Below are 25655 nucleotides of genomic sequence, written 5' to 3' on the forward strand. Positions count from 1 at the left end.
CCGTACGGGAACGGATACCGCCGTCACCACGGCAAGGGGGAGGGGCCGGGGTGCGTTCCGGGCGGTGGATCCACCGCCGGCCGACAGTACCCCGCTCTTCCGGAGCGGGATCACCGGGCCTCGCCCGTCCTTCGTAACGCGCAAGCCGGTATGAGGCGTTTGCAAATAACCCGCGCGTGCAACTAACGTGGGTGTCGACGAGGCGGCGCGGCGGGACGGACATCCCGCCCGCCGTGCCGGCCCCGCCCGGGACCGGGCCGTCCGCCGCACCCACCCGGCACCGGCCGCCCGGGCCGCGCCGGCGGCCCGGGACCCGCTCGACGAAGTGAAGTGAGGAAGACCCCAGCATGAGCTCAGTCCCCGACATCACCCTCAACAACGGCGTCACCATGCCGCAGCTCGGTTTCGGTGTGTTCCAGGTGCCGGAGGAGGAGACGGAGGCCGCCGTCACCACGGCCCTGGAGGCCGGTTACCGCAGCATCGACACGGCCGCCGTCTACGGCAACGAGGCCGGTGTCGGGCGTGCCGTCGCGGCCTCGGGCCTGCGCCGCGAGGAGCTGTTCGTGACCACCAAGCTGTGGAACGAGCAGCAGGGTTACGACTCCGCCCTCGCCGCGTTCGACGCCTCACTGTCCAGGCTCGGCCTGGACTACGTCGACCTGTACCTCATCCACTGGCCCACCCCGGCCCGTGACCGGTACCCGGACACCTGGCGCGCCTTCGAGAAGCTCCTGGCCGACGGCCGCGTCCGGGCCATCGGCGTGTCCAACTTCCAGCCGGCGCACCTGCAGCGGCTGATCGACCACTTTGGCGTCGTGCCCGCCGTCAACCAGATCGAGCTCCACCCCGGCCTGCAGCAGAAGGAGCTGCGGGAGTTCCACGCCCGGCACGGCATCGTCACCGAGGCGTGGAGCCCGCTGGCCCAGGGAGCGCTCCTGACGGAGGAGACCATCACCCGGATCGCCGAGCGGCACGGCAGGACGCCGGCCCAGGTGGTGCTCCGCTGGCACCTGCAGCTCGGCAACGTCGTCATCCCCAAGTCCGTCACCCCCGAGCGGATCCGCCAGAACATCGAGGTCTTCGACTTCGCGCTCTCCGACGAGGACATCGACGCCATCACCGCGCTCGACCGCGGCATGCGCACCGGCCCGGACCCCGACACCTTCAACTGACGCCCGCCGGGCCCGTCCGGAACGCCGGACGGGCCCGGCGGCGCACCGGGCGGTGAGCCGGGGGTCCGCCTCAGCGGGACTCGGGCCGGCGGCCGAAGTGCACGGTCTTGGCGGTCAGCAGGAACAGGTCGGCCCGCCGGTCGACACCGGACGGGTCGTCCGGGTCGAGCAGCCGGTCCAGCGTCGCCAGGTCCTCGGCGTCCAGGGATTCGCCGAGGGCCTCGCGGCGTCGTTCCAGCAACTGCCGCACCAATCGCCGCGGTCCCTCGGCCAGGGGCGCGGGATGGTCCACGAGGAAGGTCCTGCTGCGCACCTCGGTGAGTCCCGCCGCCCGGAGCATGCCGGGCCAGTCCTCGACGACCGCCACCGAGCCGGGCAGCCCGGCCCGCATCCGGTCGAACAGGTCCTCCACCGCCGCGTCCATCCGGGCCTGCAGTCCGGGCCGCCCGAAGCCCAGGTCACGCGGCAGCCAGCGGTCCGGCAGACCGCCTTCGACGACGGCCAGCACACCACCGGGCACGAGCAGCCCCGCCAGCCGGTTCAGCGCGTCCTGCTGGTCGCCGACGTGGTGCACGGCCTGCGCCGACCACACCAGGTCCGCCGGCTCCAGGTCGGCGAGCCCCTCCGGGAACTCGGCGAACCGGGTCCGCAGCCGGACCCCGAGCCGCTCGGCCCGCTCCTCGGCGCGGGCCAGCAGTTCCGGTGTCCCGTCCACCGCGGTGACCTCGGCCTGCGGGAACACCGCCGCCATCCGGCAGGCCGCGACGCCCGGGCCGCTGCCGACGTCCAGGATCCGGCGCGGGGTCAGATGCGCGAGTTCCTCAAGGGCCTGCCGTACGTAGGGGCTGTGCGTCTCGCCCTCCAGTTCCAGCAGGTCGGCCATCGCGGCCCAGTCCACGTGGTCCCCCGCGCCCGCTCCGTGACCGTGCGTCCGCCCGTCGTGGGCACCGCATCCGCTTCCGCCGTCGCCCGCCGGGCCCGCGCCGTGCGGTGCCGCCTCCATGACCAACTCCTTCTCCATGGCTGAACACCTCCTGCGCCGACCATGCGCCCGAACGGAACGAGCCGACAACTCTTGTTGCCGTTTCCGCAACAACCCGGCGGCGGGCGGCAGGAGACGTGGGGCGGCGGCCCGTCCGGGCCCGCCGGCCCCCGGCCCGGTCGTCCGCCCCGGCCGGAGCACCCGGCGCACCCGACGGCCCTGACCTGCGCGGAAACGGCCGGGCCGGCCGTCCGACGTCACCCGATCGGCCCTGCTGGCCGCGAGGCCGGCGGCCGGTGCGCGCAGGGTGGAGCCATGTGGTGCCGACGACTCGCGCCGGGCGTCGCCCTGCTGCCGCTGGCCCTGCTGGCGGTGCGGGACGCCCCCGCGCCACCGCCCGCTCCGCCGGGGTCGGCTGGTGCCCGTCCCGGGCCCGCCGCGCCGCGTCCCGCGATCGTCAGCCGGGCGGCCTGGCGGGCGGACGAGGGCATGGTCAGGGAGCGCGCCAGGTACACGGGACCGGTGAGCGCCGTCTTCGTCCACCACACCGGTCACCCCAACGACTACGACTGCGCCGACGTCCCGGCCATGCTGCGGGCGCTGGAGGCGGACCACGTCAGGGGCCAGGGCTGGGACGACATCGGCTACAACTTCGTCGTGGACCGCTGCGGGACCGTCTACGAGGGCCGGGCGGGCGGCGTCGAACGCCCCGTGCACGGGGCGCACACCAAGGGGTTCAACCGCAACACCGTCGGCATAGCGGCACTGGGCACCTACGGGGCCGGGGCGAGGGTGCCGCGGGCGCTCATCGACGGGATGGCCGGGGTCGCCGCGTGGAAACTGCGGCCCGGGGCCGATCCGCGCGGCACGGTGCGGCTGGTCTCGACGAACGACGAGAGCCGTTACGGCCAGGGCGAGGCGGCGAGGTTCCGCGTCATCTCCGGCCACCGCGACAGCCACCGGACCGACTGCCCCGGCCAGGCGCTGTACGACGCCCTGCCCGCGATCCGCGAGGAGGCCGCCCGCCTGCGGCGGCCCTGAGAGCCGGCGGACTCCTCCGCCCCGGCTCCGGCCGCGGCGTGTCGCGCCCGCCCCGCCGCTCGACCCGCCCGGCGGCTCACGGCACGCCGGGCGCCCCCGCACCCGGTACCAGGGCGGGATGGGCCTCGGCGAGCCGGTCGGGCGCGGCCTGCCGCCAGGAGTCGACGATGATGTCGCGCAGCTCGGCCAGGTCCTCCAGGGCGGCCAGCCGTACCCTCACCCATGCGGAGCCCGCCTCGTGCGGCGGCACCCAGAACTTCTCCGGCTCGGCCGCGATCAGCTCCTCACGCTCGTGCCGGGGGCACCGCACCGCGATGGACGTCTCGTCGTCGGGGACGGTGAGGTACATCTTCCCGGCCACGCGGAAGGTGGGCATGCTCCACGCCTCCTTCTCGACGGTCTCCGGGAGGGACAGCGCGATACGGCGGACGTCGTCGGCATCGATCATGGCCCCACGGTAGCCATCCCCCGGCGGCCCGCCCACCGCCTTTCCCCGGCGCCGGGCGCCGTCCCGGCACGGTGCGGCGGGACGCAGGGGAGCGTCCCGTGCCGGTCCCCGGACGCGGTGTCCATCCGGCTGTCCCCCGCGCGACGGGGGGAAGCGCCGGATGGCCGGCGGCACGGGACCGTCCCTAGCCTCGGGACATGATCTCCCGTCGCTTACCGCGCTTGTCGCTGTCGGCCGCCGCGCTCGCGCTGGCCGTGCCGGCCCTGCTCGCCCCGGCGCCCCCGACGGCGCCGGGCTCCCCCCGTCCGCCCGCTGCGCCGTCGTCCGTGCAGCGTGACGCCGACGCCCTGCGCGACACCGGGGTCACCGGGGTGGCGGTCCGCCTGGAGACCCCGAGCGGAGTGGTCACCGCCCGCTCCGGCGTGGGGGACCTGGACAGCCGCCGCCCGGTTCCCGTGCACGGCCACCTGCGCCTGGGCAGCATCACCAAGACGTTCGTCGCCACCGTCGTGCTGCAACTGGTGGGTGAGGGGCGGCTGTCCCCCGACCGGACGGTGGAGCACCTGCTCCCCGGGACCGTGACCGGCAACGGCAACGACGGCCGGACGATCACCGTCCGCGACCTGCTGCGGCACACCAGCGGCCTGTACGACTACACCGAGGACCTGTACTCCGGCTCCGGCGCCGAGGGGTACTTCGCCCACCGGTGGCGCACCTACCGGCCCGAGCAGCAGGTCGCCATGGCCATGCGCCACCCGCCGGCCTTCGCGGCGGGGACGGGCTGGGAGTACTCCAACACCAACTACGTGCTGGCCGGAATGATCATCGAGAAGGTCACCGGCCGCCCGTGGGAGCACGAGGTCCGCGACCGCGTCCTGCGCCCCCTCGGCCTGCGCCACACCGACATCCCCGGCGCCCGGCCCTTCCTGCCCCGCCCGCACGCGGCCAACCACCAGCAGTTCGTCCCGGACGGCCCGATGGTCGACACCACGGTCGCCTACCTGCCCTTCGACACCGGGCCCGACGGGACGATGACCGGTACGCACCGCGACCTGGGCCGCTTCTTCGCCGCGCTGGCCGCCGGACGCCTGCTGGACCCCGACGAGTGGGCCATGATGCGGGACATGGTGCCGGTGCCGCCGGACAGCGACCACCCGGCGGGCACCCGGGCCGGCCCGGGACTGTTCTGGACGCCCCTGTCCTGCGGCGGCGGCTACCTCGGACACGGCGGGTCCGGTTTCGGCTACCTCGCCCGGGCCGCCACCACCACCGACGGCCGGCGCACCGTCACCGTCTCCGTGCACAGCCGCCCCGGGGACCGGCGCACCGCGGAGCGGCAGGAGGCCGCGCTGCGCGCCCTCATCGACCGCGCCCTCTGCCGTGCCGAGTAGCCGCGCCGACCCGGCGGGCGGCCGGCCCGGCCCGTGACGGGCGGAGGATCGGCGCGCAGCGCGGCACCGGGCGGCGGGGGAGAGCGCTCTTCCCGGGAGGCGCCGGAGTCCAGGATTCTCCCAACGCCCAGCCATGGAAGATCAAAATCGAACACATCCAGCGCTGGCGGGCATACGTTCCCGGTCGTGACATCGAACCCAGACGACATGGCCACGGACCGGTCCGGCGTCCGGCCCTCCTCCCGCCGGGCGGGGCGCCGCGCCCTGCTGCGTGCGGCGCTCGGCGGCGGCGCCGCCCTCGGCGCCGGCCTCTCGCTCGGCGCCCCGCCCGCCGCGGCCGGGACCGCGTCCCGCACCCGGCCGGCGACCCCGGCGGACGCGCTGCGGGAGCTGGACCGGGGCAACCGGCGCTGGCGCACCCTGCACCAGAGGCATCCCCACGAGACCGCCCCGGCCCGGACGGAGGCCGTGTCCGGGCAGCACCCCTTCGCCCTCGTCCTCGGCTGCATCGACTCGCGGGTCCCGCCCGAGCTGGTCTTCGACCAGGGCCTGGGCGACCTGATGACCGTCCGCTCGGCGGGGGAGGTGCTGGACGAGGCCGTACTCGGCAGCATCGCCTACGGCGTCCTGGAGCTGGACATACCGCTGGTCATGGTGCTCGGCCACCAGTCCTGCGGGGCGGTGGGCGCGGCGGTGCGCGCGGACGGGACGGGCGAGGAACTCCCCGCGCACATCGCCTACATCGCCGAGCAGATCCGGCCGGCGATCGACCGCGCCCACAGCGGCGAGGACCGCATCGACGCGACGATCACGGCGAACGTGCGCCTGGTCCGGTCGCGGCTGGCCGCGGAGCCCGACCTGGCCGCCAGGGTGGCCGCCGGCCGGCTGGCGATCGTCGGTGCGCGGTACGAGCTCGGCAGCCAGCTCGTCCACCGCATCGCCTGAACCGCCGGGGCTCCTCCGCTGCCGCGGCGCACCCGGCCGCCCGCCGGTCCGTCCCCGGGCGGTGCCGGGCGGGCAGCGGGGGAGCCCTCCAGAGGATCGGAGGAGCGGCCGTGCGCGACCGCTCCGGGCGCCGCTACGGTTCGGCGTCCTCGCCGGTGCTCTCACCGGCCTCCTCGAAGTAGACGTCCAGGACCGCGTCGAGCTCCGCCGTCCACTCCTTGAGGACGTTCCTGGACGGCGCCGCGACATCGGCCTCGTACCAACGGCGGGCGAGGGTGTGGACGGTGACGGAGAACCGGCGCCCGAACCGGGGGATGTCGAGCTGGACCGCGCCGATCTCGTCCCACCCGAACTCGGCCTCCTCGCCGTCCAGCCGGAACGTGATGCCGGTGCGGTCGGCGGTGATCGAACCGCGGTGGTCGGAGGCCTCGAAGGCGGGGCCCGCGGCGCCGTCGTCGTCTTCCTCCTCCGCCGTTCCGGGCTCCTCGGCCTCCTCCTCGCCGGGGACGACGTCCTCGGACGGTCGTTCCGCCGCCTCGTCCGGGGCCGTCTCCCCCGCCGCGGCGTCCTGCGCCTCGGCGGGGGGCGGGGACGTGAGGCCGGGAATGTACGCCGGGTCGGTTCCGGCGGCGGGCACGGGCGGGATGATCGAACCTATGCGCTGCTCCACGGCGGGCAGTATGGCCGATGGACCTTCCCCGGCGACAGTCGGCTCACCCGGTCTCCACACCACCGTCCCGCCTTCGGCACGGGACCGGGAGTCCGCGGTGCCGGCGCGGTGCCGCCGGGCACGGCCTCCTCCCGGTGCCGCGACCGGGGTCCGTCCGGTTCACGAAGTGAAGGGCGGAAGCGGTTCCCGCCATGAGTATTGACGTGTTCTGAACATGCCATGACTATCGCGTGAGAGCGCTCTCCAAGCTGTCCCCCACCGCGACAGAGCGGAGCATCATGTCTCGCGCAGCATTACGTGCCCCCCGCGGAAACCGCGGCAGAACCCGTCCCGGTCGCCTGTTCCGAGCAGCGGCGGCCCTGCTGCTCGGCGGCGGCCTGGCCGCCGCCCTCCTCGCCCCGGGCCCGGCCACCGCGGCCCCTGCGGCTCCCAAGGCCGCAGCCGCCGCCTGGAACACCGACCTCGCGGCCGAAGCCGTCGCCGCACGGCCCTCCGCCGTGCAGTCCTCCGGGACCGAGAACGCCGGGACCCCGGCCGTCAACGCCTTCGACGGCGACCCCGGTTCCCGCTGGTCCAGCAACTTCGCCGACGACGCGTGGATCTCCGTCGACCTCGGCAGCCGGGTGCGCATCACGGGCGCCACGCTGGCCTGGGAAGCCGCCTACGGCCGCCGCTACGTCCTGGAGGTCTCGTCCGACGGCACCGACTGGAGGACGTTCTACACCGAGAACGCCGGCACCGGCGGCACCGTCCAGGTGCACACCCACCCCCAGGAGGTGGTGGGCCGCTACGTCCGGATGCGCGGCATCGAACGCGCCACGGGCTGGGGCTACTCGCTGTACTCCTTCCAGGTCTTCGGCGGGACGCCCGCCCCGGCCGCCACCACCCGCAGCAACCTCGCCCTGTACCACCCGACGTACAGCAACATGCACCAGGACGCCGGAACCAACCCGGCGCGGGCCACCGACGGCGGCTGGCCGGCGGACCTGAAGGCCGACCAGAGCCGCTGGGCCAGCGACTGGAACGCCAACCGCTGGATCGCCGTCGACCTCGGGGCCACCTCCACCATCACCGACCTGGACCTGTACTGGGAGGCGGCGTACGCCGTCGACTACCGCATCCAGGTGTCCGACGACAACCGGACCTGGCGCACGGTGTGGCAGCCGTCGTCGGCGGAGGTCTCCGCCCGCCGGGCCGATGTGCGGTCGCCCGGTGACGCGGTCGGGCTGCACGACCGCATCCGGCTGTCCGCGCCCGCCACCGGGCGGTACGTGCGCATGCTCGGCGTCGAACGCCGCTCCTTCCACAACCCGGCCCCCGCCACGGCCCAGTTCGGCTACTCGCTCTACGAGTTCCAGGTGTGGGGTACGGGCGGCAGCGCCGCGGCCGCCTATCCGGCCCTCCCGGGGGAGCAGGGCGGCTCCTACCGGACCGTCTTCCAGGACGACTTCGACGGCACCGCCCTGGACCGCGGCAAGTGGCGGGTGGTGACGACCGGTTCGACCATGGGGGTCGTCAACGGCGAGTCCCAGGCCTACGTCGACTCACCGGAGACCATCGCCGTGAACGGCGGCACCCTGAAGCTGAAGGCCAACCACTGCAAGGGCTGCACCACCGCCCCCAACGGGCAGCGCTTCGACTTCTCCTCCGGCCGCATCGACACCAACACCAAACTGGACTTCACCTACGGCAAGGTGAGCGCGCGCCTGAGGATGCCGGTCGGCGAGGGCTTCTGGCCGGCCTTCTGGCTGCTGGGCAGCAACGTCGACGACCCGGCGGTGTCCTGGCCCGCCAGCGGCGAGACCGACATCATGGAGAACATCGGCTACGCCGACTGGACGAGTTCCGCGCTGCACGGCCCCGGCTACTCGGCCGACGGGAACATCGGCGCCACCCAGCGCTTCCCGGCCGGGCAGGACGCGTCCGGGTGGCACACCTACAGCGCGGAGTGGACCCCGACGGCGATCCGCTTCCACGTCGACGACCGGCTGGTCACGGAGCTGCTGCGGCAGAAGGTCGAGTCGACCCGCGGCAAGTGGGTCTTCGACCACGACCAGTACGTCATCCTCAACCTCGCGCTGGGCGGGGCCTACCCGGCCGGCCACAACAAGGTGACCAGCCCGTACTGGGGCCTGCCCCAGTCGAGCGTGGACAAGATCGCGGCGGGCGGCGTGCAACTGGAGGTCGACTGGGTCAGGGTCGAACAGAAGGGCTGATGCGGAAGGCCGCCTCGCCGCCTCGCCGCCCCGTCGCGCGGCTTCGCGGCGACCGTCCGGCCGCCGCCGGCGCGCTCCCCGAAGGCACCGGGCCTTCGGGGAGCGCGGTTCCGTCAGCGGGACGGGAGGGGGAAGGCGACGGGACTGCGGTTGCCGGCCCGGTTCACCGCGCGGACGCCGAAGAAGAGGTTGTCCTTGGACAGGTCCACGGTGTGGTGCGTGGTGTCGCCGACCTCGATCACGTGGGTCCACTCCGGTTCGGTGGTCTCGCGCCACACCACCTCGTAGCCCGCCAGGTCCGGCTCGCCGCCGCGCTCCCACACCAGCTCGGTGGAGTTCGTCAGGCCGCCGGTGAGGATCTTCGCGCCGGTGGGGGTGCCGGGTGCCTGGGCGAGGGTCCACAGGGCCGCGCCGTTCACCCGGGCCACCCGCTCGATGTAGCCGAAGTCGCAGAACTCGGGGAGGTCGCCGTACTGCTTGCCGTCCTCCACGCGCACGTCCTGGTGCTGGTGGGCGAAGTCCTCGGCGGGCTCGGTGAAGCGGACGGCCGGATAGCCCTGTTCGAGGAAGGCGATGTGGTCGCCGCCGCGCAGGTAGCGGTCGCGGCGGTGGACCACCCGGATGTTCATGCCCGTCGCCCCGTTGTCCGCCACGTCGCGGACGAAGCGGGCGAGCTGGCGGGAGGGCGAGTCGTTCTCGCCGCCGACGGACTGCCGGACGGCCGCCTGGTCGTCGGTCTCGGAGGTGGGCACCCCCTCGGCGAAGAGCCGGACGGTGTACGGGTCGCGCGTGCCGTCGTCGGCGACGGAGCTGCCGACGATGTCGTCGGTGAACATGGCCTGCACGTCGACGCCGGCCTCCCGGTACCGCGCGGCCATGTGCCGGGCCCCGTACAGGCCCTGCTCCTCCCCGGCGACGGCCGCGAAGACGACGCTCGCCGCCGTCCGGCGGGTGGCCATCACCCGGGCCAGCTCCATGACCACGGCGACGCCCGACGCGTCGTCGTCGGCACCCGGCGCGTCGCCGGTGGCGTCCATGACGTCGGACGCCCTGGAGTCGTAGTGGCCGGAGACGACGTACACGCGCTCGGGGGCGACCGTGCCGCGCAGGGTGGCCACGACGTTGGTGATGCGGGTCGGGGTGGGGATCCGGGAGGCGGGCTGCTGGACGTACGACTGCAGCTCGACGGTCATCCGGCCGCCGGACGCGGCGGCGTACTCCCGCATCCGCGCGTGGATCCAGTCACGGGCGGCGCCGATCCCGCGCCCGGGGTCGTCCTGGGAGGAGAGGGTGTGCCGGGTGCCGAAGGAGGCGAGCCTGCGCACGGTCCCCTCGATGCGGTCCCGGTCGATCTCCTTCAGCAGGGCGCGCAGTTCGCGCCCCGGCGACTGGGCGGTGGCGGGCCTGCCGCCGCGGCCGCCCGCGGCGGTGGTGCCGGGCGGGGCCGCCACGGCGGGGGAGGTTCCCGACACGGCCACCCCGGCGGCGGCCGCGGCCAGGACCGTCCGCCGGCCGGTTCCTGCGTGCTGCGGCATGACCCGCTCCTCTGGTTGTCCTGCCCATGACGGAAACATGCTCACGGCCGTGACGCCTCCGGACAAGACCGCATCCGTCCGCGCCCGGACCGCGGCCCGCGTCCGGGCGGGTGGTTTTCCCGTCCGGAGACGGACGAACGCGTGACGGAGGGTGCGACCGGCGGCGGAGGAGGAAACCCGCCCGGGCATGACCGAACAGAATCCGGACAAGGACGTCGAGAACTGGGTCACCGGGGAGGAACCGGCGACCGGCCCGCAACTGAGCTACCTCCGGACCCTTGCCCGGGAGGCGGGGGAGGAGGTCCCCGAGAACCTGACCAAGGCCCAGGCGTCGCGGATGATCGACCGCCTGCAGGGACGGTCGCCCAGGACGGCCGGGCGGGAGGACGAGGGCACCGGGGGTACGGGCGGACGCGAGGACCCGGGCGGGGGCGGTACTCCCTGACGTGGAACGGTGCCCGCGCCGCGGCCCGCCGCCCGCGCCCCCGGGCCGGCGGGAGCGGTCCCGGCAGGGACGTGAACATCCGGTGGACACCCCGCCCCCGGGGCGAGGTCCCGGGCGCCCGTGGGTAGGGGAGGGCGTGTCCGGGCCCGCAGGGGCCGCTCGTCGTCCGCGCCGGTCCGGCCCGACGGCGTCGGCCGCCTCCGCGGGCTGCACCGCGAGCCCCGAGGAGACCGATGCGAAGACTGTCGTCCCTGCCGGCCCTGCTGCTGGTGGCGACCGCCGTCACCGTGGCCGGGCCGAGTGGCACGGCCCAGGCGTACAGCGACCCCGCGTCCTACCGGAGCCTGGAGGAGAACGCCCACCCCGACTGGATGGCGGCGGTCCGCGGCGACGCGAGCCTGGCCGACCTGTCCGTCCCCGGCACCCACGACACCCTCGCCGTGTACGGCGGCGGCCCGACCGAGACCCAGGAGAGGCACGAGCGCGGCGACGGAAGGGGCGGCGGGTCCCTCGCCTACCAACTCCGGGCCGGTATCCGGGCCATCGACATCCGTGTGCGGATGGTCGCCGACGAGAGGGGCGAGGCCGGGTTCGCGATCCACCACGGCGCCGTCTACCAGCACGCCAACTTCGACGACGTACTGCGCGAACTCCGCACCTTCCTGCGCGAACACCCCGGGGAGACGGTCCTGCTCCACATGCACGCGGAGTGCGCGGGAGGGATCACCGGCTGCGAGGACGCCGACCCGTGCCCGGAGTGCGGCACCGACCACAACCACCGGCGCCGGCAGATCTTCGACGCCTACGTCGACGCCAACCGCGAACTGTTCTGGCAGCCGTCGGTGACGGGGGCGGCGGACGTGCCGACCCTGGACGAGGTGCGCGGCAAGGTGGTCCTGGTGAACTGGAGCGGTCCGCACGGCGGCAACTACACCGACTACGGCCTGGCCCAGCTCAACTACGCGGACTGGCCGGACGAGTGGGGCCCGCAGAAGAACTGCTACGTCCAGAACTCCTACCAGGTCGGCGGCATCTCCCACATCGACGACAAGTGGGAGAAGGTCCACGCGCAGCTCGACCGGACCAACCAGGCCGCGGACTGCCGGGACCCCGGCCGCCCGAACGGCGACAAGCTGTACGTCAACTGGACCAGCGGGGCGAGCGTCTGGGCCTACCCGTACACCGTGGCGGGCGGCACCCCGACCGCGACCGGCGTGAACGGCTTCCTCCACCAGTGCCTCACCGGCCGCAACGGCCGGTGCGACACGCCCTCCGTCAAGCGCACCGGCGTGCTGATGATGGACTTCCCTGGCCACGGGCTCGTCGACGAGATCGTCCGGCGCAACCCCGTCTCCGGCTCCACGGGGTAGTCGGCGGCGCCGCGCGGCGCCGGCGTGAGCACCGGTCCGGCCGGCACCGTCCCGGGTGGGCGGCACAGCCGCCCACCCGGGACGCGGGCGCTCACGCGGCCACCCGTACGGGCTCGGTCCCCTCCTCGTTGTGCCGCTCCGCCCACCCCGTCAGCGCCGTCCGGCACGCGTGGTCCAGATGGCGGAGGCCCGTCAGGTCCAGCTCGATCGTCCGGTCGCGCGGCAGCGCCTCCAGCTCGTCCAGCAGCCTGGGCAGCCGCAGGAAGGTCGCGTTGCCCAGCACGCGCACCCGGATCGGTCCCGCTCCGTCCCCGGACGGGGCGGACACCTCCAGATGGACCTGGGAGGTCTCCCAGGCCGACTTCGCGACCGCCATGAGCAGTCCGATGACGACGCCCTCGAACATGTTCGTCACCACGATCGCGATCGCCGTGACGCCGAGGACCACCGCCTCGCCCCGGTGCTCGCGCCACAGCGGCGGCAGGTCCCTCACCGGGATCAGCTTCCAGCCGGCGTGCACCAGCACGCCCGCCAGGGCCGCGACCGGGATGACGCCGAGCGCGGCGGGGAACGCGGCGGCGAAGACCAGCAGCCACACGCCGTGCAGCACCCGGGACGCCTTGGTCCGCGCCCCCGCCCGCACGTTCGCCGAACTACGGACGATCACCGCGGTCATCGGCAGCGCCCCCAGCACCCCGCACACCGTGTTGCCCGCTCCCTGCGCGATCAGTTCCCTGTTGTAGTCGGTGCGAGGGCCGTCGTGCATCCGGTCCACCGCCGCCGCGCTGAACAGGCTCTCCGCCGAGGCGATCAGGGCGAAGGCCAGCACCGTGCCGAGGACGCCGACCTCCGCCAGCCGGGCGAACTCCGCACCGCCGGGCGGCTGCACGGAGTCCAGCAGGCCCTGCACCCGGACGCGTGCCACCGGCGGATCCAGCACCACGGTCACGGCGGTGGCCGCCGCCACGGCCGCCAGCGGCGCCGGCAGGATCCGCGGCACCACCGGGAGACGCGGCCACACCACCAGTACCGCGATCGTCCCGGCCCCGACGGCCAGCGCGGCCAGTGCGGCCTGCGAACCGAGCGTGCCGGTGACCAGCCCGGGCAGCCCGCCGAGCTTCGCGAGGCCGCCGGCCGGCGCCTCGGCGTCGGCCAGGGTGTAGAGCTGCCCGGCGATCAGGACCAGACCGATGCCCGCGAGCATGCCCTGCACCACGGCGACCGAGATGGCCCGGAACCAGCGGCCCAGGCGCAGGACGCCCATCGCCAACTGCAGCACGCCCGCGGCCAGGACCAGGACGCCCAGCGCCTCGATCCCGTACTCCCGCACCGCCTCGTACACCAGCACGGTCAGTCCGGCGGCGGGCCCGCTGACCTGGAGGCTGCTGCCGGGCAGCAGTCCCGTGACGAGCCCGCCGACGATGCCGGTGACCAGCCCCAGCTCCGCCGGCACCCCGGAGGCCACCGCCACGCCCACGCACAGCGGCACGGCCACCAGGAAGACCACCAGCGACGCGGTGACGTCGGCCCTCAGGTGCCGCAGCGGATACCGCCTGCCGGGCCCCGCGGCCCGCACCGGGGCGTTCACAGCGGAAGGGGGACGTCGACGGACGGCCGCGCACCCGCTGCCGGGGACGGCACGGCCCCCGGGCCCGGACGGGTGGTGAAGAGGGCCCGCGGTAACCGGACCGACGCGGTCCACGCGGAGCGCCCGCGTTCCTCGGGGACGGCGGCTGCCCGCCTCCCGCGGGAGCGGGCATGGTCGATGACGTTCTGCACGACGGTGCCTCCAGGAAGGAGAGGGTTCCGAAAGGGGGGCTGAGGTGTGGTGCGGTGCGCACGGGACGGTGACACCGGTGCGCACGGGCCTTCTCAGCAGCGGAACACCTGGAGGCGCAGGGCGAGTTCGCCGGGTCTCGACAACGCGGCGGGATGCGGAGGGGTGAACGAGACCGCCGCGGGGACCATGCGGTCGCCGGGGCGGTTCGCGGTGCAGGCGATCCGCGCCGCCGGCGGGGGCTCACCGGACAGGGAGCGGTCGGACCTGCGGACCTTGCCGTACGGAAGCGCCGAGTCGCCCTCGCAGGCGCGCCCCTCCGCCGCCTCCTCCGCCGGAGGGGCGTGGGTCGCGTGGACGATGCCCACGGGCTCGGCGGGAGGGGGGCCGGCCGCATCGCCGGTGGCCAGCGCCACCAGGACGAGCGCGCAGACCACCGGGAGCAGTCTCCTGAGGAGCGCGGCGATCCGCGGCACGGCCAACCCCCCTTCACCATGAGTGTGCGGACGACTCCATTCTGGTGTAGGGAGGGGCGCACGGCTCGACTCCGTGCTTTACGCGGACATTAACTTTCAGTGAGGAAGCCGGGGAGATTCTCACAGCCCCGCCGCGCGGCGTGTGAGGTCGAACGACCGCCCGGACGCGAGGCCCGGCGGACGGCCGGGCGATTTCCGGCCGTCCGCCGGTTCCGCCTCGCACCGGAGAGGCCTGCCGGGACGTCTCCCTCCGGTGCGAGGAATTCCGCATCCCCGGTTTTCCAATTCCCTCCACCTGCGGCATTCGTGGTGCCACGCACCGGTGTCCCCGGCCGTCCGACGGACGGCCGGGGACACCTTTTGCGGAGCGGCGGAAAATTCGACGGCGACGGTTGTGGCTGCGGCTGCGGCGGAATTGCCGCGCGCCGGTGTCAGCAGCGCTTGGAGCTCGCGGCCTGGTCGGGCAGCGGATCGCCCGCCTTCCGTACGGCACCGACGGCGGCGGTGCACTCGGCGACCGTGTCCGTGCCGGCCGACCAGAACTCCCGGACGGTGCTGTTCGTCCAGGACTCCTGCCCGAGCACCTCGTCGCGCGAGTAGCTGTAGACGGCGACACTGACGTCGTAGTCGCCCGCCGTCTGCCGGAAGCTGTCCCACACCCACAGGTAACCGTAGTTCTCCTGGCAGGAGGGCGAGTAGAACTGCTTCACGGAGGCGATGCGCTCACCGGAGCGGTAGACGTAGCCGGTCGTCCCGATCTGGTACGCGTCCGCGCACACCCCGCCGGCCTGCGCCCGCGCGCTGGCCGGGTTGCCCGCCGCGGACGGGGCGGTCGACTGCCGCTCGCCCCGCTGGGAGGGTGCGGGAGCCGGCCCGCTGCCGGCGTGCGCGGCTCCCGCCGAGGCGAGGACGAGGGCGCAGGCCACGGCGGTCACGGCGCGTTTGGTGTATCTCATGCGATGATTCCCCCTGGTATTCGGTCAATGGCGTCCGAAGAGCGTGGAACGGCTTTACGAGCCCTCCCCCCTTCCGGGAAACGGCGAGCCACCGATAATCCGGTCATGGATGGCCCGACCCCCTTCCGACACCACGTCAGACAAGCGAGCCGGGTGGAAGGTTGCCGTGTTCTTCGCTTTTCCTTCCGTGATTCTTCCGACCGGCCGACGAGCTTCCGCGGCCGGTTCCGCACCGGCCGGGGGAGTGGGTCGCGGGCTCCGGGGCCCGTGCGACCCTGAGGAGGAATGCCGCCGACCGGAGAACGGACGGCGGGCGGCAACGCGTCGAGGTGAGCCCCGCATGCCGGAACCGCCGCTGCCCGGAGCGGCGGTCACCGTGCTGGAGAGGGCCAGCCCGGCCGTCATCACGGCCCTGCGGCCCGACGGCCGGCCGGTGCCCACCGCCACCCGGTACCCGTGGGACGGCGGCCGGGGCCCGGTCAGCACGGGTGAGGGCCGCAAACGGCTGGAGCACCCGCGCAACGACTCCCGGGTCACGCTCACCGTGCTCGCCGGGGGCGACTGGTACACGCACGTCGGCCTCATCGGCCGCGGCGCCGGACTCCATGAGGGCGGGGAGCCGGCCGGCATCGACCGGCCGGCCCGGCTGACGCCGGACAGGACGAGGGAGGGGAGCGGTCAGGTGCGCGTGCCCGACCGCTCCGCCTCCACCTGCTCCAGGGTCTTCCCCGTGGTGTCCGGCAGGAAGAGCCCGATCACCGCACAGACGGCCAGGGACGCGGTGAGGAAGGCCGCCACGGTGGCCATGCCGGTCGCCGCGAGGGCCGGCACGAAGAAGGACCAGACACCCAGGACGACGCGGGACGTGCCGAAGGTGATGCCCTGGGCGGTGCCGCGCAGCACGGTCGGAAAGAGCTCCTGACTGTACGTCTTGTAGACCGCCTCGCCGGCCAGGGACTGGCCCACGCCGAAGAGGACCACGTTGAGGACGATCACCGGGATGGTGAAGTCCGCGAAGAGGAACAGCCCGTACGCGGCGACCTGCATCAGGGAACCGGCCACCCACATCGCCTGCCGGTGCCGGTGACTGCGGTCGGACAGCCGCATGTAGAACGCCACCGAGCCGATGATGACCAGCGCGAAGCTCGCGCAGGAGAGCAGCACGCCGGCGGCCTGGCCGCCCGCGCCGAGCGTCTTGACCATGTACGGGGCGAAGGCGCCGTTGGTGCCGGCCGCGAGGTTCCAGAACAGGTAGATCCCGCCGGTGAGCAGCATGGCCTGGAGGTGCGGGCCGCGGAACAGGTCGCGCACCCGGGCCCTGGCCGCCGCACCCGAGTCGGCGGCGGACTTCCACGCCGCCGACTCGACCATGCCGCTGCGCAGCACGTACGTGAGGACCGCCACCGCGAACAGCGACAGGAAGACGATGCGGATGCCCAGCAGGCCGAAGTCCGACAGCGCCCAGGCCAGGAGCAGTACGACCACCGGGCCGAGGCTCCAGCTCACCTGGGTGAAGCCGAGCAGCCTGCCGCGCGCCCCGGCCGGGGAGAACTCGCCGACCAGGGCCAGCGAGGTGGGCACGTCCGCGCCCACGGCGAGGCCGACGACGAAGGTGCCGGTGAAGAGCATCACCGGACCCGTCGCGAAGGCGATGAGCAGGATGGCCGCCGCGTACACCAGGAGGTCGTACTGGTAGATGCGCTTGCGGCCGAGCCGGTCGCCGAGCCGTCCGCCGACGAAGGCGCCGATCGCCGCGCCGATGGCGTTGGGGCCGATGGCGGACAGCGCGCCGGTGAGGCTGTCGGACAGCCCGTACTCGTCCTGGAACAGCGCCAGGCCGGAACCGATCGCGACGATCGATCCCGCGTCGAGGTAGGAGGCCATGCCGGCCAGGACCGTCCACTTCCACTGCCGGCGGGTGACCTCGCGGTCGCCGGCCGGGGCGCCGGGGCCCGGCTGCGTGTTGTGCGCGGATGTCACTCGGACTCCTTCGTCCCGTGCGGAAGGGAAGTGCCCGGGCGTGCTGCCCCGCCTGCCGCCGGGGGAGGGCGCGCCACACCGGCGACCTGGCGGGCACCAGGGTCCTGACGGTGATTGAAACGAATCAAAGATGGCTGCCTGCCGGGACGCGGTCAAGATGTGGTGGGCGGCCGTTTCCGCCTCTCTCCCGTGGGAGACGGCGCCAAGTCTGCTGATCCAGTTGGTGAAGAGCATCGCGGTGCTCCACGGCCGGAGGAGCCCGCGCCGGGGAGGTGCGCGCCGAGTACCGGTTGAATTCTTTCAATCAAGGAGGCGTTGTACGTGCTCGGCACGAGGGTACGGGTGGTCGGCCGACGAACCGGACCGGCCCGCCTTGCCGGTCGTTCCGCCGGTGTTCGCCGCCCGGGTGCGGCCCGGCCGGGGTGTTGAACGGAGCTCGGCGGCCGGGCGGGCAGGCCGGGATCGGCCGGGAGCATGACGCCGGGCGTGAGCAGATCGGACACTGCCCGCCACGGAGGACTGACTGCTCGGACAGGAAGACGGCTGATCGCCTTCCCGAACGGCACGGGCTCTGACCCGCGGGGCGCCTCCGCTGTCGCCACATGTGGCTTTGAGGGGGTGCGCTCTCCGTGCTCCGGTGAAGACTCCTGGTGGTGTGGGTGTGGCATCTCCTATGGTTGCCCGGACAGTTTCACGCTCCGGGCGAAACAGGGCCTTGCCTGCCGGAACGTACAGGAGGCAGCGCCCTGGTCGCAGGCCGGATGGGGTACCGGGACGGCGCCCGCAGCCCGGAGGAGACGCAGGGAGGCACCCTCATGGCCGGCTCGCCGGGGCAGCCCGTGACCCAGCCCGGAACCGCGGCGGGCGGGCCCGTCAGCCACGCCATCTTCCGTGTGGCTCGGCTGCACCGCATGCTGGCCGGCGCGCTTCTCCGGGAGACGGGACTGTATCCGGGGCAGGAGTTGGTGATGATGCACCTGTGGGACGCCGGTCCGCAGCGGCAGGTGGATCTGATCAGGATCCTGGACTCGGACGCGGCGACCATGACCCGCACGGTGCAGCGTCTGGAGCGGGCGGGCTTCGTACGGCGCAAGCCCTGCCCCGCCGATCGCCGTGCGACTCTCATCGAGCCCACCTCCGCCGGCCACGCCCTGCGCCGCCAGATGCGGGAGATCTGGGACCGCCTGGAGCGGCAGACCGTCGGCCGGCTCGACGCGGACGCGCAGGCCGAGGTCCTCGCCGCGCTCACCATCCTGGAGAACAACCTCCTGGCGGCCACCGAACAGTCATGACGCGGATCGGCCGCGGCCCCCGCGCCGGGGGACGGGGCCGGGGACGCCGTCTCAGCGGGGCGGCCCGATGATGATCTGGCCGTAGAGATCGGCTGCCTCGGCGAGTTCCTCGGGGGCGATGGCGAAATCGTCGGGCCGGGGGGTGGTGATGTCACGCCCCGCATGGCGGAACATGCCCTCGATGCCGGCAGGAGTGGCGATCATGAGGAGGTCGGCGGTGTCGGAGGTGATGCGGTAGCCGTGGGGGATGTTGCGGGGAAGGTAGACGATGCCGCCCTCGGTCATCTCCATCTGTTCCTCGCCGGCCCACAGCAGGGCGGTGCCCTTGATGAGCATGAAGACCTCGTCCTCACGGGTGTGCATGTGGAAGGGCGGGGCCTCCCCCTTGCCGACGCGGAAGCGGCCGACGGTGAGCCGGCCGCCGGTGGCCCGGCCGTCGAGGAGGACGGAGAAGGTGCCCCCGTCGAGCCATTCCAGTGTCTGCTGCTGCTCGGCCTGCGCCAGGTAGGGCATGGTCATGGGAGTTGTCCTCTCCTGCGGTTCCTGCGGTCCTGCGGTGGTCGATGTCGGTGGAGGCGGTGCGGGACGTACGGCCCGGCGGGTTCGGTCGTCCCGCACCGTGCCGTGGAGGTTCTCCTCCGGGATCGCGCGGTCGGGTCGGCCGAGGAGTGGGCCGCCCCGCGGCTGCTGTGCCTACCCGGTGAGCGGGAGGGCACGCGCGGGTTCTCACCCGGGGCGGGTTCACCGGCGCTTGATGAGCGGGTTCGCCGTGCCCTGCGAGGGCGGGAAGGCCCAGAGCCGTGGCCGGGGCGGGGCCGCGGCGTGTCCGTACGGCATCGTGGGTGCCGACACCGCAGCGATAGTTGATCGAGCAGCTAATTGAAGCTGTAGGCTCTGCCCTCTTCCCGGGCGAGCAAAGGGGATTTTCGGTGCTCGGGCAGTAGTGGGCCGGATTGATGGGTGACCGTGCGCAGCGAAGGTTCCCATCAGGGGCTTCCTTACCTGCTGCGATCCGCCGACCGGGGTGACTCCCGGCTCTCTTGGTCGACTTGTCTGCCCGGCCAAGTTTTCCGTCGGGCCCTTGTCGCTGTCCTGACCCCGAGGCTGCGGTGTCATTACTTGCTCGAACAGTTAAATGGCGGGAGGTGAGGGACCGGACGGACCCCTCCTCCGCCGGTCCGGCCCCGACGAGCCCCATCGGGCGACCGCCGGCCCCTGCATCCGTACGGCTCGGAAGGGATTCCCCGAACATGGCTCTGGACCTCTTCACCCCGGACGACACGGCGATCCTGCTCATCGACCACCAGGTCGGCACCATGAGCTGGGTGCGCCCCACCGGCGACGGGGAGATGAAGGGCAACGCCCTCGCCCTGGCCAAGGCAGCCAGGGCGCTCGACATGCCGCTGGTCCCCACCACGTCCATGGAGGACCGTGCGCAAGGTCCCCTCCTGGAGGAATCCGCTCGGATCGCCCCCGGCGAGTACGCCAACCGCACCAAGCGCACCGGAGTCGTCAACGCCATGGACGACCCCGCCTTCGCCGCCGCCGTGAAGGGCACCGGCTGCCGCAACCTGATCGTCGCCGGCGTCACCGACGACGTCTGCACCGTCTACCCCACCCTCACCGCCGTCGACGAGGGCTACCGCGTCCAGGCCGTCGCCGACGCCGGCGGGCCCATGAGCAAGGCCGGTGACGACGTCGCCCTGCGCCGCATGGAGAGGGCGGGCGCCGGCATCACCTCGATCAACATGATCCTCACCGAACTGGCCGGCAGTTGGACCTCCCGCCACGGCCAAGCCCTCCTGCCCGTAGTCAGCGAACTCGTCCCCGGATGAGGCCCCGCACACCCGGCCGGGTCCGGCGGGGATTCCGTCCCGGGCGGGCAACCGCCGCCCACGGCCGGCGTCAGGGGCAGCGGGACGGGGATCAGGGGCGCGGGCGGCGGGACGGACAGCCTGGGTGGGAGTGGCACGGCCACCCTCGCGCCCTCCGCTCGCCGGTATTCCGGCCTAGCCTTGCGGGCATGGACAGTGACAACGCTCTCGGGCAGTTCCTGCGTGCCCGCCGCGGAGTCGTACGACCGCAGGACGTGGACCTGCCGGCCGGTGGCCCGCGCCGGGTCAGCGGGCTGCGCCGCGAGGAGGTCGCGTTGCTGGCGGGAGTGAGCACCGACTACTACACGCGGCTGGAGCAGGGCCGGGAGCGGACCCCTTCGGCGCAGGTGGTCGACGCGCTGGCCCGTGCGCTCGGGCTGGAGGAGGAGGCGGTCGCCCACCTGCACCGGCTGGCGCGCCCGGTCCCCGGCCGGCGCCGTACGGCCGCGCGGCACGAGCGGGTGGCCCCGCACCTGCTGCGGATGATGGAGGCCTGGCCGCAGACGCCGGCCGTCATTCTGGGGCACTGCCTGACCGTGCTGGCCCACAACACCCTGGGCAGGGCCCTCTTCGACGGGCACACCTACAGCAACGACCTGGTGCGACTGGTCTTCCTCGACCCGGACGCACGGGAGTTCTACCCCGACTGGGAACGGGTCGCGGTCAGCACCGTCGCCGGTCTGCGGGCGGCCGCGGGGACGGACCACGACGACCCGCAACTGATCGACCTCGTCGGCGAGTTGTCGGTCAGGAGCGAGACGTTCCGCACGCTGTGGGCCCGTCACGACATCCGCCGGAAGTCGCACGGGACCAAGCGCTTCCGCCACCGCCTGGTGGGAGAGATGACCCTGCACTACGAGTCGCTGACGGTGAACAGCGCCCCCGGCCGGCAACTGGTCGTCTACCAGGCCGAGCCGGGCAGCCCGTCCGAGCAGGCCCTGGCCCTGCTGGGCAGCCTCACCGCCCCGGAGGCCACCGGGATCCCGCGGCCGTCCGCCGACACACCCACCACCGGGCGGTGACCACCGCGGGACGGTGACCACGCCCGCCCGGGCCCGCCCCGGACCGCACGGGCCGCTGCCCCCGGGACACGCCGGGGACGCAGGTCCGGCGGCACCCGCTTCCCGGCCGGAACGAGGAGGGGTGAGGGGACGGCCCGGGCACCGGTCGGAGGAGAGGCGTCACGGCGAGGTGCGGTGGGCCTCGGCGGCCGGGGAAGCCGCCCGGCCGACGGTCGTCCACGACATGCCGACCCGCCGCCGGCGCCCCGCGGCGACACGCCTAGACGTCCGCCGTGGCCGCCTCCTCCACGGTCTCGACCGCCGCGGTCCCGGCCGCGGGCTCCGCCGTCACCGCGGTGTAGAAGACCGACTTGCGCTGCTTGGAGCGTTCCACGGCGCCCGCGGCCACCAGCGCCTCAAGCGTGTTGCGCACCACGGGGGTGGTCACCGTGCGGTCCGGGTGGGCGGCCGCCAGCTCCTTGGCGATGTCCGCGACCGACAGGGGCTCGTGCCGCTGAAGGAGGCAGCTCCTGACGAGTTCCCGGAGGGTGGGACCGGTGTTCTTCCTGGCACCGTTCTTCCTGGCGCCGTTCTTCCTGGCGCCGTTCTTCCCGTTGCCGTTCTTTCCGCCGCCCCGGCGCGTGCGGGCACCGTCGTTCCGGGACCGTCGTGCCTTGGGAACGACGGCCGCCGGCGCCTCCGCGCCGGCCTCGGGAGCGTCGTCGGCGGCCCGGGAAGCCGCCTCGTCCGCCTTGTCCGCCTTGTTCGCCTCGTCCGTCAGTACGTTCCGCATGTTCAGCAGCAGCGCGTGCTCCCGCTGCAGCGCGGCGAGCCGGGCCTCCAGCTCGGCCATCTCCGACCGGACGCGTTCCTGCTCCGCTTCGTTGCGCTCCAGGTCCTCGGCCACCTTTGTGGCGTACTCGGTCCTGAGAGGGATGTCCTCCGGCTTCTCCGGCATGGCATCTCACTTTCCTCGTAGCACTTGTGGTGCCGGATGCTACTCATCCGCCCGTCCCCACTGTGGTGGGCGACGTGTCATCCGAACGGATACCACAGCGTCGGTGACGGCGTTCGCCGACGTCGGGTGAGACCGCCCAGGGGAGGCCGGCCGCCCCGGTCGCACCGGGGGAGAAGCACGTGGGAGGCGCTTCGTACCTCCCCGCCGGGGAGGTACGAAGGCACCTGCCGCACGGGTCAGGAGAGCTTGTTCACGGCGGTGACCGTCGTCTTCCTGAAGTCGGCCACCTGCGCGTGTCGGAAGGTGCCCATCTGCGCCCAGTGCACGACCGTGACGGTCCTGCCGTCCCGGCCGACCGAGAACAGGTGGATGTCGGACGGGCCCCAGGCGTGGGCCGTGTGCACGCCGTACACGCGGGCGCCCTCCTCGACGGGCAGCCTGCCGTAGCTCCTGAACTCGGCGGTGACATCGGGGTCCTGCTGCTCGGCCCGCTCCGCGCACCGCCTGATCGCGGCGTTCAGCAGGGCGGCCAGGTCCTTGGCCCTGGCCTCGTCGCGCTCCACGACGGTGACCTGCCGGGCGTTGGTGTCGTACTCCGTCCAGAACGCGCGGTACCGGGAGGTGGCCCCGGGCAGGGCCTCGCCGTAGCAGAAGGGCAGCGGGTCCGGGACGCCGCTGGTCACCTCGCCCGCGTACCAGGGGGAGGAGGGGTGGGGCGGCAGCTCCTCCGGGGAGAGGAACGCGGGCGGGTCGCTCGCCGCGGCAGCGGCGGAGGGCACGACGGCGAGGGCAGTGGTGATGGCGGTGGTGATGGCGGCGAGTGCGGTCAGGCCGGCGCCGAGGCGGCCGGTGCGGGTGCGCATGGTCATGTGGGTCCCCGTTCCGTGATGTGTTCACCAGAAGGGACACTTCGCGCCGGTGAAAGGTTGGGCTGTGCCGTGCCCGGAATTCCGCCGCCGCGGCCGGGGGTGGGTTCCGTCGTCGTCCTGGTGCTCGCGCGCTCCACCGCCGTACCGCCGCGCTGGGCCGGGGCTTCGGCGCCGTACGGCGGTAGCGGAAAGTAGCCGTGGAAAATTTTCGGCCGGGGCAAATCGGACGCCCTACGGTTACCGCAATCCGGAGAGCCTGAGTACGCCCTTGACCGCCTGGGGCACGTTGTGGAATCGGCCTTGTGAAATACGGAAAACCAGGGGCTTTTGTCGATGGATCAAAGGTTCCCAGGGGCGTATGCGGAGCGGCATGTACGAATGCAGCACGCTGTACCTTCCGGCCATGGCTCAGCTTGTCGAACAGCATGCGGCCGGAGGAACGGCCTCCGGCGCCACGGGGGAGGACATCAGGTCCAAGGGGCTCCGCAAGAACTCCGTCGGCCTCCTCGGCAGTGCCGTCATCGGCCTGTCCACCGTCGCCCCCGTGTACTGCCTGACCTCCACCCTCGGTCCGACGGTGGGCGAAGTGGGGCTGCAGATGCCCGCCGTCTTCCTCGCCGGGTTCCTCCCGATGCTCCTGGTCGCCTTCGCCTACCGGGAGCTCAACCGCGCCGTTCCCGACTGCGGGACGTCCTTCACCTGGACGGTGAAGGCGCTCGGCCCCCGCATCGGCTGGATGACGGGCTGGGGACTCGTCATCGCCACGGTCATCGTGCTGTCGAACCTCGCGGGCGTGGCCGCCGAGTTCCTCTACCTGCTGCTCGGTGAGCTGACGGGCAGTGAGGCCGTCCTGCGCTTCGGGGACTCCACGGCGGGGCACGTCGCCACGGTCCTGGCGTTCATCGCCGTCGCCACCGCGATCGGCTACCGCGGGATGACCGCCACCAAGTGGTTCCAGTACTCACTGGTGACGCTCCAGATGGCCGTCCTGGCGCTGTTCGTCGTGATGGCCTTCGGCAAGGCGGGTGAGGGCGCCGCACCCTCCGCGACGGTGCCGGACTTCTCCTGGGACTGGCTGGATCCGTTCTCGGTGACCTCCTTCACGGCCTTCACCGCGGGCCTGTCACTGTCGGTCTTCATCTACTGGGGCTGGGACACCAGCCTCACCGTCAACGAGGAGACCTCCGGCAGTGCCCGCACCCCCGGCCGGGCCGCCATGATCTCCATCGCGGTGCTGGTGACGTCCTACGTCCTGACCGCCGTGGCCGCCCTGATGTTCTCCGGCACGGGCACCGAGGGCCTGGGCCTCGGCAACCCGGACACCTCCGACAACGTCTTCGCCGTCCTCGCCGACCCGGTGATGGGCTCCCTGGGTTCCCTGCTGTTCCTCGCGGTCGTCGCGAGCGCCGCGGCCAGTCTGCAGACGACGTTCCTGCCCGCCGCACGCACCATGCTGGCGATGAGCACCTACCGGGCGTTCCCCGAAGTCTTCGGCAGGGTCCACCCGACGTACCGCACCCCCGGCTGTGCGACCGTCGCCGCGGGTGTGGCCACCGGCGTCTTCTACACGGTGATGGTGCTGGTCAGCGAGAACGTACTCATCGACACGATCTACGCCCTGGGCCTGATGATCTGCTTCTACTACGCGCTGACCGCCTTCGCCTGCGTCCGGTACTTCCGCGCCGACCTCGGACGCGGCGTGCGGGACGCGATCACCAAGGGGGTGCTGCCGCTGCTGGGCGGCGTGCTGCTGACGGCCGTCTTCTTCAAGACACTGATCGACATGTGGGATCCGGCCTACGGCACGGGCAGCTCCGTCGCCGGGGTGGGCAGCGTCTTCGTCATCGGTGTCGGCCTGCTGCTGGCGGGCCTGGTGCTCATGCTGGTCATGCAGCGCCGCAGCCCCGCCTTCTTCCGGGGCGAGGTCCTCACCCGCTCGACGCCGGTACTGGTCGCGGAGGACTGAGCGGTCCGGAGGACGACCGGGGGAGGAGCGGCGAGGCGCTGTCCTTCCGCTTGGCACGCGGAAGGACAGCGCCTCGTTCCGTTGTTCAGTGCCCGGGGGTTACAGGGCGGTCATGACGTGCTTGATGCGGGTGTATTCCTCCAGCCCGTGGGCGGACAGGTCCTTGCCGTACCCGGACTTCTTGAACCCGCCGTGCGGCATCTCGGCCACCAGCGGAATGTGGGTGTTGATCCACACACAGCCGAAGTCCAGCGCCCGCGACAGCCGCATCGCCCGGGCATGGTCCTTCGT

Annotated in this window: 23 protein-coding genes and 1 pseudogene; 12 read left to right on the plus strand and 12 right to left on the minus strand. The window is 73.1% G+C overall.

Annotation, left to right across the window (positions count from 1 at the left end; all coding sequences use genetic code 11):
* Window positions 1–347: 347 nt before the first annotated feature.
* Window positions 348–1172: an aldo/keto reductase gene (locus tag VE546_RS05790; RefSeq protein ID WP_324919234.1), complete on the plus strand. Its 825-nt coding sequence runs from the start codon at window positions 348–350 to the stop codon at window positions 1170–1172.
* A gap of 70 nt (window positions 1173–1242) precedes the next feature.
* Here VE546_RS05790 and VE546_RS05795 read toward each other — a convergent pair whose 3' ends face one another.
* Window positions 1243–2193 (minus strand): methyltransferase domain-containing protein, encoded by a 951-nt coding sequence (locus VE546_RS05795; RefSeq protein WP_324919236.1) that lies wholly within the window; start codon window positions 2191–2193, stop codon window positions 1243–1245.
* 276 nt (window positions 2194–2469) lie between these two features.
* Between VE546_RS05795 and VE546_RS05800 the strand changes: the two genes are divergently transcribed.
* Window positions 2470–3195 (plus strand): peptidoglycan recognition protein, encoded by a 726-nt coding sequence (locus VE546_RS05800; RefSeq protein WP_324919238.1) that lies wholly within the window; start codon window positions 2470–2472, stop codon window positions 3193–3195.
* Window positions 3196–3271: 76 nt separating this feature from the next.
* On the opposite strand, the gene VE546_RS05805 is transcribed toward VE546_RS05800, so the two are convergent.
* Window positions 3272–3643, minus strand: coding sequence for an MmcQ/YjbR family DNA-binding protein (locus tag VE546_RS05805; RefSeq protein ID WP_324919240.1), 372 nt, complete (start codon window positions 3641–3643; stop codon window positions 3272–3274).
* Window positions 3644–3840: 197 nt separating this feature from the next.
* Here VE546_RS05805 and VE546_RS05810 point away from each other — a divergent pair, with 197 nt between their 5' ends.
* Both VE546_RS05810 and VE546_RS05815 read left to right on the plus strand, forming a co-directional pair.
* On the plus strand, window positions 3841–5034 hold the full coding sequence (locus VE546_RS05810; RefSeq protein ID WP_324919242.1) for a serine hydrolase domain-containing protein: 1194 nt from the start codon (window positions 3841–3843) through the stop codon (window positions 5032–5034).
* A 207-nt stretch (window positions 5035–5241) separates the two neighbouring features.
* Complete coding sequence (locus VE546_RS05815) at window positions 5242–5979, plus strand: carbonic anhydrase (RefSeq protein WP_324919281.1); 738 nt, start codon at window positions 5242–5244, stop codon at window positions 5977–5979.
* A gap of 133 nt (window positions 5980–6112) precedes the next feature.
* Here the strand turns inward: VE546_RS05815 and VE546_RS05820 are convergent, their stop codons facing one another.
* A complete protein-coding gene (locus tag VE546_RS05820) occupies window positions 6113–6649 on the minus strand; it encodes a hypothetical protein (RefSeq protein WP_324919244.1) in 537 nt (178 codons plus the stop codon).
* A gap of 278 nt (window positions 6650–6927) precedes the next feature.
* Between VE546_RS05820 and VE546_RS05825 the strand changes: the two genes are divergently transcribed.
* Window positions 6928–8865, plus strand: a complete 1938-nt coding sequence (locus VE546_RS05825; protein ID WP_324919246.1) for a discoidin domain-containing protein — start codon at window positions 6928–6930, stop codon at window positions 8863–8865.
* A 113-nt stretch (window positions 8866–8978) separates the two neighbouring features.
* On the opposite strand, the gene VE546_RS05830 is transcribed toward VE546_RS05825, so the two are convergent.
* The gene (locus VE546_RS05830; protein ID WP_324919248.1) at window positions 8979–10400 is read right to left on the minus strand and encodes a M20/M25/M40 family metallo-hydrolase; all 1422 of its coding nucleotides are present in this window, start codon (window positions 10398–10400) and stop codon (window positions 8979–8981) included.
* Window positions 10401–10587: 187 nt separating this feature from the next.
* Between VE546_RS05830 and VE546_RS05835 the strand changes: the two genes are divergently transcribed.
* On the plus strand, window positions 10588–10845 hold the full coding sequence (locus tag VE546_RS05835) for a DUF3072 domain-containing protein (RefSeq protein WP_324919250.1): 258 nt from the start codon (window positions 10588–10590) through the stop codon (window positions 10843–10845).
* 233 nt (window positions 10846–11078) lie between these two features.
* Entirely contained in the window at window positions 11079–12215 is a 1137-nt protein-coding gene (locus tag VE546_RS05840) for a phosphatidylinositol-specific phospholipase C (RefSeq protein WP_324919252.1), read from the plus strand.
* 91 nt (window positions 12216–12306) lie between these two features.
* On the opposite strand, the gene VE546_RS05845 is transcribed toward VE546_RS05840, so the two are convergent.
* The 3 genes from VE546_RS05845 to VE546_RS05855 all read right to left on the minus strand — a co-directional run bounded on the left by VE546_RS05845 (window position 12307) and on the right by VE546_RS05855 (window position 15424).
* The gene (locus VE546_RS05845; protein WP_414720411.1) at window positions 12307–13791 is read right to left on the minus strand and encodes a SulP family inorganic anion transporter; all 1485 of its coding nucleotides are present in this window, start codon (window positions 13789–13791) and stop codon (window positions 12307–12309) included.
* 296 nt (window positions 13792–14087) lie between these two features.
* Window positions 14088–14468, minus strand: a complete 381-nt coding sequence (locus tag VE546_RS05850) for a hypothetical protein (RefSeq protein ID WP_324919256.1) — start codon at window positions 14466–14468, stop codon at window positions 14088–14090.
* 431 nt (window positions 14469–14899) lie between these two features.
* Complete coding sequence (locus VE546_RS05855) at window positions 14900–15424, minus strand: hypothetical protein (protein ID WP_324919258.1); 525 nt, start codon at window positions 15422–15424, stop codon at window positions 14900–14902.
* Window positions 15425–15764: 340 nt separating this feature from the next.
* On the opposite strand from VE546_RS05855, the pseudogene VE546_RS05860 reads away from it, so the two are divergent.
* Window positions 15765–16004, plus strand: a pseudogene (locus tag VE546_RS05860) (pyridoxamine 5'-phosphate oxidase family protein); the annotation flags it as partial.
* Window positions 16005–16102: 98 nt separating this feature from the next.
* On the opposite strand, the gene VE546_RS05865 reads toward VE546_RS05860, so the two are convergent.
* Window positions 16103–17404 (minus strand): MFS transporter, encoded by a 1302-nt coding sequence (locus tag VE546_RS05865; RefSeq protein WP_324919260.1) that lies wholly within the window; start codon window positions 17402–17404, stop codon window positions 16103–16105.
* An 815-nt stretch (window positions 17405–18219) separates the two neighbouring features.
* Here VE546_RS05865 and VE546_RS05870 point away from each other — a divergent pair.
* Window positions 18220–18696, plus strand: a complete 477-nt coding sequence (locus tag VE546_RS05870) for a MarR family transcriptional regulator (RefSeq protein WP_324919262.1) — start codon at window positions 18220–18222, stop codon at window positions 18694–18696.
* A 51-nt stretch (window positions 18697–18747) separates the two neighbouring features.
* Here the strand turns inward: VE546_RS05870 and VE546_RS05875 are convergent, their stop codons facing one another.
* Window positions 18748–19215 (minus strand): cupin domain-containing protein, encoded by a 468-nt coding sequence (locus VE546_RS05875; protein WP_324919264.1) that lies wholly within the window; start codon window positions 19213–19215, stop codon window positions 18748–18750.
* Between the two features lie 731 nt (window positions 19216–19946).
* On the opposite strand from VE546_RS05875, the gene VE546_RS05880 reads away from it, so the two are divergent.
* Together VE546_RS05880 and VE546_RS05885 are read left to right on the plus strand one after the other, a co-directional pair.
* Complete coding sequence (locus tag VE546_RS05880) at window positions 19947–20531, plus strand: isochorismatase family protein (protein ID WP_324919266.1); 585 nt, start codon at window positions 19947–19949, stop codon at window positions 20529–20531.
* Between the two features lie 188 nt (window positions 20532–20719).
* Entirely contained in the window at window positions 20720–21592 is an 873-nt protein-coding gene (locus VE546_RS05885; RefSeq protein WP_324919267.1) for a helix-turn-helix transcriptional regulator, read from the plus strand.
* A gap of 259 nt (window positions 21593–21851) precedes the next feature.
* Here the strand turns inward: VE546_RS05885 and VE546_RS05890 are convergent, their stop codons facing one another.
* Both VE546_RS05890 and VE546_RS05895 read right to left on the minus strand, forming a co-directional pair.
* Window positions 21852–22529 carry a BlaI/MecI/CopY family transcriptional regulator gene (locus tag VE546_RS05890; protein ID WP_324919269.1) on the minus strand — a complete coding sequence of 226 codons (678 nt, stop codon included), beginning with the start codon at window positions 22527–22529 and terminating at the stop codon, window positions 21852–21854.
* Between the two features lie 236 nt (window positions 22530–22765).
* The gene (locus VE546_RS05895; RefSeq protein WP_324919271.1) at window positions 22766–23398 is read right to left on the minus strand and encodes a hypothetical protein; all 633 of its coding nucleotides are present in this window, start codon (window positions 23396–23398) and stop codon (window positions 22766–22768) included.
* Window positions 23399–23801: 403 nt separating this feature from the next.
* Between VE546_RS05895 and VE546_RS05900 the strand changes: the two genes are divergently transcribed.
* Window positions 23802–25364, plus strand: coding sequence for an APC family permease (locus VE546_RS05900; protein ID WP_324919273.1), 1563 nt, complete (start codon window positions 23802–23804; stop codon window positions 25362–25364).
* Between the two features lie 99 nt (window positions 25365–25463).
* Here the strand turns inward: VE546_RS05900 and VE546_RS05905 are convergent.
* The coding region (locus VE546_RS05905; protein ID WP_324919275.1) for an aldehyde dehydrogenase family protein at window positions 25464–25655 on the minus strand (192 nt) is incomplete at its 5' end.

Source organism: Streptomyces sp. (assembly GCF_035644915.1).
Lineage (GTDB): Bacteria > Actinomycetota > Actinomycetes > Streptomycetales > Streptomycetaceae > Streptomyces.